Annotated in this window: 10 protein-coding genes; 8 read left to right on the top strand and 2 right to left on the bottom strand. The window is 38.3% G+C overall.

Annotated features, from left to right (window positions below):
* The first annotated feature begins 249 nt into the window (after positions 1-249).
* From XEN7305_RS02155 to XEN7305_RS02135, 5 genes are all read left to right on the top strand, one after another.
* Entirely contained in the window at positions 250-654 is a 405-nt protein-coding gene (locus XEN7305_RS02155; protein WP_006507688.1) for a DUF2358 domain-containing protein, read from the top strand.
* A gap of 66 nt (positions 655-720) precedes the next feature.
* On the top strand, positions 721-2,175 hold the full coding sequence (locus XEN7305_RS02150; RefSeq protein WP_006507687.1) for a DUF3375 domain-containing protein: 1,455 nt from the start codon (positions 721-723) through the stop codon (positions 2,173-2,175).
* Complete coding sequence (locus XEN7305_RS02145; RefSeq protein WP_006507686.1) at positions 2,176-2,769, top strand: DUF4194 domain-containing protein; 594 nt, start codon at positions 2,176-2,178, stop codon at positions 2,767-2,769.
* Complete coding sequence (locus tag XEN7305_RS02140; RefSeq protein ID WP_006507685.1) at positions 2,732-6,112, top strand: ATP-binding protein; 3,381 nt, start codon at positions 2,732-2,734, stop codon at positions 6,110-6,112. Before XEN7305_RS02145 ends, XEN7305_RS02140 begins: the two co-directional genes overlap by 38 nt.
* Positions 6,090-7,244: a Wadjet anti-phage system protein JetD domain-containing protein gene (locus XEN7305_RS02135; RefSeq protein ID WP_006507684.1), complete on the top strand. Its 1,155-nt coding sequence runs from the start codon at positions 6,090-6,092 to the stop codon at positions 7,242-7,244. The genes XEN7305_RS02140 and XEN7305_RS02135 overlap by 23 nt, the downstream gene beginning before the upstream one ends.
* A gap of 42 nt (positions 7,245-7,286) precedes the next feature.
* Here the strand turns inward: XEN7305_RS02135 and crtD are convergent, their stop codons facing one another.
* On the bottom strand, positions 7,287-8,825 hold the full coding sequence (crtD, locus tag XEN7305_RS02130; protein ID WP_006507683.1) for a C-3',4' desaturase CrtD: 1,539 nt from the start codon (positions 8,823-8,825) through the stop codon (positions 7,287-7,289).
* A 260-nt stretch (positions 8,826-9,085) separates the two neighbouring features.
* Positions 9,086-9,343, bottom strand: a complete 258-nt coding sequence (locus XEN7305_RS02125) for a helix-turn-helix transcriptional regulator (protein WP_006507682.1) — start codon at positions 9,341-9,343, stop codon at positions 9,086-9,088.
* Between the two features lie 874 nt (positions 9,344-10,217).
* On the opposite strand from XEN7305_RS02125, the gene ald reads away from it, so the two are divergent.
* The 3 genes from ald (at position 10,218) to XEN7305_RS02110 (ending at position 12,926) form a co-directional block, all read left to right on the top strand.
* The gene (gene ald, locus XEN7305_RS02120) at positions 10,218-11,300 is read left to right on the top strand and encodes an alanine dehydrogenase (RefSeq protein WP_006507681.1); all 1,083 of its coding nucleotides are present in this window, start codon (positions 10,218-10,220) and stop codon (positions 11,298-11,300) included.
* Positions 11,301-11,468: 168 nt separating this feature from the next.
* A complete protein-coding gene (gene rpe, locus XEN7305_RS02115) occupies positions 11,469-12,158 on the top strand; it encodes a ribulose-phosphate 3-epimerase (protein WP_006507680.1) in 690 nt (229 codons plus the stop codon).
* Positions 12,159-12,281: 123 nt separating this feature from the next.
* Positions 12,282-12,926, top strand: coding sequence for a GUN4 domain-containing protein (locus tag XEN7305_RS02110; RefSeq protein WP_006507679.1), 645 nt, complete (start codon positions 12,282-12,284; stop codon positions 12,924-12,926).
* Positions 12,927-13,002: the final 76 nt, after the last annotated feature.

Here is a 13,002-nt window from a genome sequence, read left to right as displayed (position 1 = left end):
GGCGTTGCTGATTTAAAACATGAAAGAATTTTGGACTAATCTTCTTTGCTTCTTTCTTTGCGTCTTTGCGCCTTTGCGCGAAACGAATTCATATCTGGATTCAGCAACGCCATAAATAAATATGGCTGCTCAAAGTATAGAAATTATAATACCTGTTCAATCCGATAGATCTTGGCTTAATATCCTAAAATTACGCACAATTCACTAAGTAACCTAGAATATATTTGATATTGTCATGCAACTATTAAAATGCCAGATCAATCATCAGAAATTGACTTAGTAGCGGTTATCAAACAAGATTACCAACAGTTTCCCAAAGACCAAACCTATAGTATCTACGCAGAAGATGTTTACTTTGAAGATCCTTTAAACAAATTCCAAGGCATAGGCCGTTATCAAAAAATGATTGGCTTTTTGGGTCGCTTTTTCGGCAATATCGACTTAGAACTTCATAATATTACCCAAGACAAAAATATTATCAAAACAGAATGGACATTAAAGATGACCTCTCCCTTGCCGTGGAAACCTCTTTTAGTAATACCTGGTTGGAGTGAGCTAGAAATCAACCAAAATAATCTCATTGTTGCTCATCGCGACTATTGGAATATTGCTCCAATTAAAGTTCTCCTGCAAAACTTCAGATTAAGCAAATAATGAGTGATAGATACACATTTAAACTGTAAAATTACAGAAATAATGCTTGATTTTGCAGGATAAACTATGGAACATGAGAAAATTCAATATGATTTAGAAAATTCCCCAAATATTAAACTGCTAAAAAGTCGGAATGCACCGCTGATTGTTAGCTTTTTGTATCAGCATTTCAAAAAAAAGCAGCAAATCTCAATTCCAGAATCTGAGCTAACCAAGAAACTAGAAGATTATTTAGAGTTTTTACGAGACAGCGAACCAGATCTCTATCCGCGATCGCCCAGGGAATATTTAAATCAATGGTGTAATGATGACTTTCTGCGCAAAACCTATAAAGCTGATAGTGACGATCCTGTATTCGAACTAACCCCTGCAACCGAACAAGTAATTACCTGGCTAGAAGATTTAGAGCAAAGTGAATTTATTGGCGCAGAATCGCGTTTTTTGCAGATCTTTAGCTTGCTAAAAGAGATTAGAGATAACAGTACCGAAGATTTGGAAACCAGAATATCCCAACTAGAGCAAGAGCGCGATCGCATTCAACAGGAAATCGACAAAATCAAACAAACTGGCATTGTCGAAAATTATAATCAGACCCAAATTCAGGAAAGATTTGAATTCGCCAATTCTATTGCTCGTCAATTAGTGGCCGATTTTCGTACCATAGAAAAAAATTTTCGCGAGTTGACCAAGAAAATCACCACCGCAAGATTAGAAGTCAAAGCGAACAAGGGATCTATCTTGGATCGCGTCTTGGATGCCGATGAAGAATTACGGGAATCAAACCAGGGAAAGAGTTTTTATACCTTCTTCAACTTCCTGCAATCAGATAGCAAACAACAAGAATTAGAAATTTTAATCGAAGCCGTTTATAATTTGGAAGATTTATCTGCTTCGGGTTCAAGATATGAATCATTACGTCGGATTAAAAGTAGATTAGTTAACGAAGCCCAATATATTATGCAATCCAACTATCGTCTGGCAGAGAAGATACGCCAGCTTTTGGATGAAAGTAACCTAGAGGAAAATAGACGAGTTGGCGAACTAATCAGAGAAATCCAAGGCTTGGCTTTAAAAATAACCGAATCTCCTCCCTTAGAGCCGAATTTTTGGATATTTGAAGGAAAACCCGAGTTGAATATCTTTATGGATCGTCCTTTCCATTCTTTGCAAGAATCTCCTAGCCCTAGTTTTGCTCTAGATTTAGATAATCTACCGGAAGTTGACTTAAGGCAAGATTTAAACGAAATTTATCATCAAGTTTACGTAGACGAAGACTTATTACGTGATCGCCTTGAGCTAATTTTGGCCACAAGAGCGGAAATTACCCTAGTAGAATTAATCAGGCTATATCCCATTAGCCAAGGATTAGCGGAAATTGTCGCCTATATAGTGATTGCCAAACAAGACCAACAGCATGAAGTCAATCTGAGAAAATTTGAGTACATCGATATAGATAGCTTAGAATTAGGAGATAAGTTATCTCTCAACATGCCGGAAGTCATTTTTAGGCGATTACATTAAATGTCGACTCAACCTCGCCCAGCCTATGCGCCAGTTATTATTAAACTTTTCAAAGGCGTTATCTACAGTAACGACTCTCATTGGAATCAGTTACAAAGCTATCTAACCCCGCTTAAAGAGTTTTTTGGTCAGCTTGGTTTAGAAATACGTAATTACGAAACCGATGGATTTGCCTATCTTACACAACCAGAAGCCGATCCAGAAGATGAATCTGAACCTTTACCCCGCCTGACAACTCGCCATCCCCTAAGCTTTAAAATGACTATCTTATGTATCTTACTAAGAGAAGAGTTGCGACAGTTTAATACCAGTGAAGCCACAGGCCAATTAGTTATTAGCATCGAAAAAATTCGGGATTTACTTCAGCCTTATCTCCCAGAAAGTAATAACGAAGAAAAGTTTCGGCGTAATGTTAATAGTCTAGTCAAGCAAGCCGAAAATTTGGAATTCCTCAGACAACTATCGGGACAAGATGATAAATACGAAATAAGAGCCATTCTCAAAGCAAAACTTGATGCCCAAACCCTTACTAACCTCAAACAAAAACTGGCAGAATATGCAGCAAACTCCACTTCAGCTGAAACTGACTCCTGATTCAGAACATAACTCGTCGGGATATCGTTTACAAAGATACGAAGTTCTTAACTGGGGGACCTTTGATAACCGCCCTTGGGCGCTAAACTTGCAGAGTAAAACATCCTTGCTGACTGGGGCCAATGGTTCTGGAAAATCGACTTTAGTGGATGGCTTATTAACCTTGCTGGTTCCCAACAGAGGACGTAACTACAATTTGGCTTCTGGTGATACAGGGAAAAGAGAACGCAACGAAAAAAGTTATGTCTTGGGGGCCTACGATCGCACCAGTTTAGAAGAATCCTATGGTTCTAAATCAAAATTTTTGCGGGAAGAAGGCATTCCTACAATCTTACTGGCTTACTTTTGCAATACAGATAACCAACAGCAAGTGACCTTAGCTCAAGTTTTATGGGTTAAAGACGGATCGGTTAAAAAGTTTTTTGTTGTTTCCAAAGATGAGTTGAGCATTGAGAAAGATTTTAATAATTATCAGAATGTTTCTGAACTCAAAAAAAAACTCAAAAAAAATAAGGCAACGACAACTTTTGAAAATTTCAATAAGTATAGTGCCAGCTTTCCCAGACTTTTGGGTTTGCAGTCAGACAAAGCCTTAGATTTATTCAATCAAACTGTCAGCATCAAAGAGATCAGAAGTCTGAATGAATTTGTTCGCAAGCATATGCTAGAAAAAACTGATGTCCAGGCAAAAATTGAGGAGTTGCAAAAAAGCTATGAAGACTTAACTGTTTGTCATAATGTAATTGAACAATCGCGACAACAGCTAGAAACTTTAATTCCTCTTACAGAAGAAGACGAGAAATATAATCGGTTAACCCAGGAAATTGTCAATTTACAGCAAAATATCACGGTCGCTCCCGCCTATTTTGCGAAGGAAAAATTTGGATTATTAACCGCAGAAATCACTAAAATTGAGCAGCAACTTGCCCAGAGGAAGCTCGATCAAGACAATAGCGAGCAGCAGCTCGACAGCCTGCGTCAGCAAGAACAAGATTTAAAGATTGCGATTAGTCAAGATAGTGTGGGCAGAAGACTAGAAGAATTAAAAAGAGAGATTAAACAAGATACTCAAGAAATTAGTCATAAAAAACATCAAGCAACAGAATATGATCGTCTGGCAGAATTGCTCCAATTACCTCTATATAGGGATAAAGAGATATTTTTTACAGCACGAGAGCAAGGAGAAAATCTCAAACAAAATATTATTGCTGCGCTACGAGATTTAGAAATTGAACGTGACGAGCTGGTAGGTCAGCGCAAAGAATTGGAGAGTCAATGCCAAGAATTGCAATCAGAATTAGACTCGCTTCGGCAACGTAAGAGCCAAATTCCCCAAAGAAATTTAGACATTCGTGATCGCATTGCCGATGCTCTCAATTTAGAGCAGTCCGATTTGCCCTTTGTGGGAGAACTGCTTAAAGTTCGTGATGATGCAGCTGAATGGGAAGCCGCGATCGAAAGGCTTTTAAAAGGTTTTGGCCTGTGTATTTTGGTTTCCGAGCAATATTATAGTAAAGTCAACTCCTATGTAAATAGTAATAATTTAAAAGGGCGCTTAGTTTACTATCGAGTTGCACCGTCGCCAACCCAAGCAACTCAACGGGCTCTCGCTCCTGATAAAGTACCTTCCAAGTTAGAAATTAAGCCTGACAATCGAATTTTTGCCCAATGGTTGCAACATAAGTTAGTTCAGTCCTATAGCTATACTTGTTGTGATACAGTGGAACTTTTTCTGCAACAAACTCGTGCCATCACCTCCATGGGATTGATTAAACATAGTGGAGAAAGACATGAAAAAGATGATAGCTCGCGCATAGGCGATCGCAGAAACTATATTTTGGGTTGGGATAATGCCGAAAAAATTGCGGCAATAGAAACAGAATTATCTTCACTTAACCAAGACCTACAGGAATTGATTCAACAAGTTAAGGAACTAGAACTAAAACGTAGCCAACGCCAGCGACAACAATCTTGGTTACAAGACTTTATGAATTTTACAGACTTTAACTCCATCGATTGGCGTTTGGTAGAACAAGGAAAACAAAGGCGGGAACGAGAGCTAGCCGAATTAACCGCAAGTAGCAATCACCTACAACAATTGGAGACCCAACTAAAGGAAGTTCAACAACAAATTATCACCGCTAATTCACTACGAGATAATTTAATTAGACAAATTCAGACTCTAGAAGATAATCGTCGAAAAGCCGAGGCGGCAAAGTCAAAATGTCAAGAAAAATTCAGACATTCTATAGAATCTCAACTTGAAAATTTTGCAAAAAAACATCTTAGGAAATTACAGCACAATAACTTAAACTTGGAAAATATTGATGAAATTGAAGACCAAGTAAATAACAAGTTCGGTGAGCAGATTCAGAAAAAGATCAATCAACAAAATTCTTGTAGAAATAGTATTGAAAAACAAATTTACAACTTTAGGCGAAATTTTACCCAAGTAACAATTGATATGGGAAGTGATTTTGAGTCACTCCCAGAATATATTAAACTCACTCATAAAATAGAACAGGATGATTTACCTCGCCATCAAAAAAGATTCAAAAAGCTGATGACAGAGAAAATTGTCGATTCTATAATCATGTTTAAAACTTCTCTAGAACAGACAGAAGAAGAAATTAAGCAAGATATTGATAATCTAAATAATTCTTTGCGAACAATTGACTACACAACCTCAACTTATATTGAATTGCAGTATCATAAAAATCGCGATCGCGAAATTACAGATTTTAGACATAATCTAAAAACTTGTTTGGGAGATGTTGCAAGACAAACTGCTGAAGATAACGAACAAAGATTCAAAAATATTCAAAAGTTTTTAATCGAACCCCTAAAAAATAATGAAGTTCGTTGGCAAAATAAGGTTACAGATGTTCGTAATTGGTTAGATTTTTCTGTCAGTGAACGCGATCGCTCAGATAATCAAGAACAAAGAACTCACACTGACTCGGCGGCTTTGTCTGGAGGACAGAAAAATAAACTAGCTTGTACTATTCTAGCCAGTGCGATCGCCTACCAATTTGGTTTACATCGAGCCAATTCTAGTGGGAAATCATTTAGGTTTGTTGTAATCGATGAAGCATTTAGCAAATTAGATGATAAAAATGCTCGATATGCTATGGAGTTATTTAAAAACTTAGATTTGCAGTTATTAATGATTACACCTCAAGACAAAATAAACATTACAGAACCTTATATCTCCAGTCTTCATGTTGTTTCCAATACAGAGGCCAGAGACTATTCTAGTGTTGTTTCCATGACTATTGAGGAATTTCAACACAATCGTCAGATTGAATTAGCGAAAAATCGTGATTACTCCCAATCAAATTAAGCAAAAAGCAAAACGTAAATATACGAGTTTTCTTCAGACAATAATTAAAAACCAGATTTTTTTTCCTTTGGTCTTACCTATCGGTAAAATTCCCCAAGAGTATATCCAACTGCGGGATGAACTCACCTGTTTAATCAATCAATCAAAATCAACTTTAGGTTATGGATATACTGTCAAATTGACAACTAAGAATACCAGAAGTTATGGATCACAATCTTTACCTACTAAAATTACTATTGAAACCAAAAAAGACTATCTAGTATTACTTAATAAGCAATCAGAATTTAGTAAATTTAAAGCCAATATTGAATTAATTAGGGTTTCGATACCTCAACTTGAAGAATGGATATTTAAACATACCAAACAAGTTATTGATCATGCAGGGCAATGGGAAGATTTATTAAAAGTTTGTCACTATTTTCAGCAAAATCCTGGTCCTAATCTTTATCTTCGTGAACTACCAATTGAAGTTAATACCAAATTCATTGAACAAAATAAAGCTATTATTGATTCCCTTTTATCAGCAATCTTACCCAGCGAAGTTATTCAACCAGTCGATAAACAGAAAAAATACAGCTTTGAACAAAAATTCTCCCTTAGATATGAAGAGCCTTTAGTCAGATTCAGAATCTTAGACAAGCAGCTCAAAGAAAAATATTGCTTTCCAGTTTTTGATCTGACGACTCCCTTATCAGAATTTCAACAACTTGATCTCAAAAAATATCATTGTTTTATAACTGAGAATAAAATGAATTTTCTCACTTTGCCTAATCTTCAAGATAGCTTTGCTATTTGGGGCAGTGGTTATAAAACTCAGGTGTTAAAGTCTGTGAGTTGGTTGGCCGATTGTCCTATCTTTTACTGGGGAGATATCGATGCCGATGGGTTTAAAATACTGCATCAATTAAGAATATATTTTCCTCAGACTATTTCTGTAATGATGAGTCAAGATACTTTTAATAAATTTGAGCAATTTTCTGTAGAAGTAACCAGCTCGGAACCTGAAAATTTATCGAATTTAACCAAAGAAGAATATTTATTATATGCTCATGTATCCCGCGAGGGAATAAGATTAGAACAAGAACATATAAATCAAAATGTTGCGATTAAACATCTCAAAGAGTGCAACTAATCTAGTATTGTAAAGTCACTACCTTCTGCCCTCTGCCCTCGTTCAATTATTCTTAGCCTCAATTTGTCTAACCACAGTTAACGCCGAATAACTAACTCCTGCGGTGCCCTCCCCAGGATGAATAGAATCCCCTACTAACCAAAGATTTTTCATCGGAGTTCTACTGGCAAAGCCAAAAGGGCCAAAAGTTGAAATTCGCTGTCCAATGCCACCGACAATTCCGCGATCGCGTGCTGTATATTTGGCAAAGGTTCGCGGTGTAGCAGTTTCTTGATGCAGAATATTTTCCGCGGTGAGATTAAAATACTTCCCCAGACGCGCGATCGCCTCTTGAGTATATTGTGCTTTCACTCTTTCATAATCATCCTTACTCCCTTGCCACCAGATCTGAGTATCTGTAAACGAAGAAGCAATAATAGTTGCCTGCCCCTCAGCAGCTCGTCCATCACCTGGCTTACTAATCGAAACAAATAAAGAATTATTTTCCCCAATCACGCCATCATAATCATAGAGAAATTGCAGATGAGGTGGACAGTCATCGGGAATAGCGGCTCGCTTTACTCCCAAATAAATCACAAAAGCTCCTGACGCTTCTGGCAATTTATCCACTCTTTGCTGATACCCAGAGAAAAGAGATTGGTTTTGTGGCGAAAGATTTAATAGCTTAACCAAATTCTGCACTGTAACATTGGTGACTATTTCATCCGCCTGTTCGATGGTCGTTTTGCCTGTTTTTTGCTCCCGAACTTTGACTGAGATTACTTTTGATTGTTCTGTCTGAATTTTTTCCACATTATGGCGCATCAATAATTTACCACCATATTTTTCTAATCCAGCGACTAAGCGATCGCTTAAAACCTGCATACTACCTTGAAGATGAAACAACCCTTGGGGTGCTTGGGAAACAGATAAGGCCGTCGCCGCATAAAGCAAAGCAGTTTCGTCGGCATTAACCTGGGAATATAATTTGAGCTGCATATCCAGAAAGGTCTTCAGCCTTTGATCGCCTGCTAAACCATAAAGCTTTAGAGCATCGGTGACACTCATCAAGGTGAAGGGTACAGTCACTAGGGTCTCTAATCTCACCGAAGAAACTAATTGCCAAAAATCCCAAAGATTACGCGGCGGCAGGACCGGGTCTCGACCCTGAAACTTCCAACTAGCACGAAACAACTTATTGAGTAATTGCCAAAATGGTTCACTGCCAGGAAATTGCTTTTGTCTTTCGGCTTGCCACTTGCCTGGATCGCGCCAGACATTAATCGGTTCGCTTTCGCCTGGTAAAAACACAGCACAGGAAGGATCACAGTTAGTTGCTGTTGGTGATTCAATGGCCAACTCCTGAAAAATTCGTTGGTGAATCCCCCCCGATTCCAATCCTGCTACCTGAGTCGCCCCAACATCAAAGGTGAAACCCCGACGCTTGAAGGTCGAAGCACATCCTCCTGGTGCGATCGCCTGATCATAGATTGTGACATCGTAACCTCGTTTGGCAAGCAAAGCACCTGCTGTTAAGCCTCCAATCCCTGCACCAACTACAATCACACGAGATTTGGGATTTCGAGGTAGTGCAGTTTTCATGACAATTCTTTTGTTTACATTTTTTAACAATTATTTGATTATTTTGTCACAGTTCTCCTTAGCAAATCAAATTGTTTAACTCACAAAAAAAGATTAGGGCTGGCACTTCGACTATATTGAGCGAAGTAACAACCCTATGATTTCAAAGGACACCAAATCAAAACGTTTTTCGTTTGATGGCGGTTATCAGTGTTTTTCCGGCAAAGGCTATAAGCTTAAGCTATGAGCACATAAACTCATTCGCCAATCGCAAAGCGACCTTACGCGGGTTCTGCATCAGCAGGAGGAAGCAGGGACTGGGGCAATTCATCTAAAGTCTGGTTCACTGCCTCACAAAAAGATTTCATTTGAAGAACTGTCATAGTTGGTTCAGCTTGCCCCTTTTCCCAACGACGGATGGTTGATACAGCTACACCAATATCTCTTGCTAACTGTTCTTGAGATAATTGTGCTGTCAACCTTAATTGTTTAAATGGGGAATTGGTTTTTTGAGGTTGTCCTTTTTTTGGTCTAGTCATGGCGGTTTCTGTTAAATAGAACGTTTCTTTTGCTTAAGAAAGCAATTCATTGTATCAAGATATAGATTATATAACAACAAGTTTAAAATGCTACTCGTATTGTTAATTAATCTTAAAAATTGACTTTTACTAGGAATTCAAGCAAAGAACTCAAGGCAATTGTTATGTTTCAATGACGCAATCAACAACAAACTTGTAATTTGTATGTATTTGACTCATACAGGCAAAGACATGTCATTCTAGCATTGGGAAGATTGAAACAAGACAATTTTTAATCTCTTTAGTTAATTTTCCAAGTAGACAATCAACATCTTAACTTAAGACGGGCAATCTGCATTTTTTTTACTATCAACTCATAATAGCAAATGGAAATGCTGCTCTCCTTAAAAAACTAATAATCAGGTAAATACTGTTAATTTTCCGGTAGGAGCCACCGAGGTTAAATCTTACACCGCTATTCAAACTATTCCCATAAAGTAATTATTAAGAATTACTATCTGCTGGATAGTTAAAATTACGCACTACCTACTCTGATACTAAGTTCATTAAAGAGTTTATAACCCGTATATAGTAATAATGAACCAATCGACTCTAAAATGGTTTAATTGGTAAGATATTGTTGTAATTCTTAATATTCTGAGCATTTTTATGGCATATTTTATTCTTGACTGTGATTTAGTTGGCTCTCGAATCTCGCTAGAGAACTAAGCTGCTAAAGTAATCTCATCTGAGAGCAAGGTTAGGTTAGCTTAGTTAAGCGTCAAGTTAAAATACTCTGAAAAATTCCAATATTTCTCTTCTAAAGAAGAATTTCTGACTTTTCCTTGGCACTTTTATTATCATTAATAAAAAATCACTAATTTAATTGTCAAATATGGAAATCGGTATTCCGAAAGAAACCAAGGATCAAGAGTTTCGTGTTGGACTAACTCCCAATAGTGTTCGAGTATTATCGGCGCAAAATCATTTGGTATTTGTCGAAACAAATGCCGGTTTGGGTAGTGGTTTTAGCGATCAAGATTATTTACAAGCAGGGGCCAAAATTGTCGCTGGCCCAGAAGAGGCTTGGAGTAAAAAGCTCATAGTTAAAGTAAAAGAACCTTTAGCTTCCGAATACAAATACATCACAAAAGAGCAAATTCTCTTTACCTATCTTCATTTAGCCGCAGATCGCCCTTTAACGGAATGTCTAGTGTCATCGGGAGTAACTGCGATCGCCTATGAAACAGTGGAATTAGCTGATGGCCGACTTCCCTTGCTCACCCCCATGAGTATTATCGCAGGTCGTTTGTCAGTGCAGTTTGGGGCCAGATATTTGGAAAAACAACAGGGTGGTAGAGGTGTCCTCTTAGGAGGGATTCCTGGTGTGCGCCCCGGACGTGTGGTCATTATCGGCGGTGGCGTCGTCGGCACAGAAGCGGCGAGGATTGCCGTGGGCATGGGGGCGAAAGTTCAGATAATTGATATTGATTTAGATCGCCTATCTTACCTAGAAAGTGTTTTTGGTTCCCGAGTCGAATTACTCTATAGTAGTGCGCCTCAAATAGAAGAAGTCGTTCCCGATGCCGATTTATTGATTGGTGCGGTTTTAGTTGTCGGCAGAAAGGCACCAATTCTGGTTAATCGTGATTTGGTCAGCAAAATGCGTGCTGGCTCGGTTATTGTCGATGTGGCAGTGGATCAAGGCGGTTGTGTCGAAACTCTTCATGTGACGTCTCATACTAACCCCACCTATGTTGAGGAAGGAGTTGTTCATTTTGGAGTTCCGAATATGCCTGGTGCGGTACCAGAAACTGCAAGTCAAGCATTAAATAATAGTACGTTACCTTACACCTTAAAATTAGCCAATTATGGCCTAGATGCTCTGGATAAAGATCCTGTTTTAGCCAAAGGTTTAAATGTTAAAAATGGCCAAATAATTCATCCAGCGGTTCAAGAATTATTTACAGATTTATGATGATTTGATTAAAGTTACAGAACGATGACAGAAAATAAGATTATTTTCAATTTATTTCGTTTTGTAAGCACAGATTCAGATCAAGAGTGTGGTATGGTAACGGGTAAAAGGTTGATTTTTTGTTAAATCAGATACAAATTTTTTAGGACGTTTAGAGAGGCCAAAATCATGACCGATAAAAAAGTAGTTATATCTCCATCGATACTATCAGCAGACTTCAGTCGTTTGGGAGAAGAAATCCAAGCTGTAGATCAAGCTGGTGCTGATTGGATTCACGTTGATGTTATGGATGGTAGATTTGTTCCCAATATCACCATTGGTCCCTTGATTGTTGATGCGATTCGTCCTCTTACCAAAAAGCCTTTAGATGTTCATTTGATGATCGTCGAGCCCGAAAAATATGTTGCCGATTTTGCCAAAGCTGGTGCGGATATCATCTCTGTTCATGCAGAGCATAATGCTTCTCCTCATTTGCATCGTACCCTTTGTCAAATTCGTGAATTGGGTAAAAAATCGGGGGTAGTTTTAAATCCTTCTACGCCTTTAGATATCATCGAATATGTTTTGCCCGTATGTGATCTTGTGTTGATCATGAGTGTTAACCCTGGTTTTGGTGGTCAAAGCTTTATTGCTGATGTCGTGCCCAAAATCCAAAAACTTCGTCAAATTTGTGATGAAAAAGGTTTAGATCCTTGGATTGAAGTTGATGGTGGATTAAAACCGAATAACACTTGGCAAGTATTAGAAGCTGGAGCCAATGCGATTGTTGCTGGTTCTGCTGTTTTCAAAGCTCCTGATTATGCGAGCGCGATCGAAGGGATTCGCAATAGTAAGCGTCCTGAATTAGTGACTGCCTAGTTAGTTAAGTAATAAGTAATGGGTTTTGACGATCGCCTCATCGATGGGGCATCGTCTTTTTTCTTGCTAGATTTTGTTATCCTAAGTTAGTAATTCTCCAATCTAAGTAAATACACAGAACTAATGATTGACGATCGCAGTATTCCTGCTGAGCAATTGGCAAATGCCTTAGCCAGTATTCAGCAACAGTTACAAGAGCTTACTAATCGTTTTGATAATGTTGATGATCGTCTCGAAGAATTGTCTGATGTTCCAGCGAAAATTACGAGGCTGGAAAATGATCTGATGTTACTAGGCGATCGCTATAGATATAAAGCATTACAAAAATATCTAGCGGAGGAAAATTGGTTTGAAGCCGATCATGAGACAGTAAGATTAATCTTGGCGGTAACAAATCGCGAAATTGAGGAATTAACCCCCAAAGATATCCAACATTTTCCTTGTAATGACTTGATGGTAATCGATCAGCTCTGGCGACAATATAGCGGCGATCGCTTTGGGTTCAGTGTTCAATTACAGACTTATCAAGATCTTGGTGGCACTGTCGAAAGCACTATCGAACAAGATAACAAGTTGATCGAAACTTGGGGAGAGCGCTTAGGTTGGCGAAAAGAAAATCGCTGGCTCAAATGTAAGGACCTAGACTTTAGCCTTAATGCCCCTGCCGGTTGTCATCCGTCCCGTTGGTGGAATTCTCCCTATGGTTCGAAGATGACCAATTTTTTCCTGAGCCGCCTCATGACCTGCGATATTTCAGTAATCAGTTAACAGTTAACAGTGATCAGTAACCAGTTTTGTTTTTTTCCTCATCCCTCATCCCTCATCCCTCATCCCTTAGGAAATC

This window comes from Xenococcus sp. PCC 7305, assembly GCF_000332055.1.
Classification (GTDB): domain Bacteria; phylum Cyanobacteriota; class Cyanobacteriia; order Cyanobacteriales; family Xenococcaceae; genus Xenococcus.
Note: the sequence above shows the minus strand (reverse complement) of the source record. Positions and strands in the feature narration are given on the sequence as shown.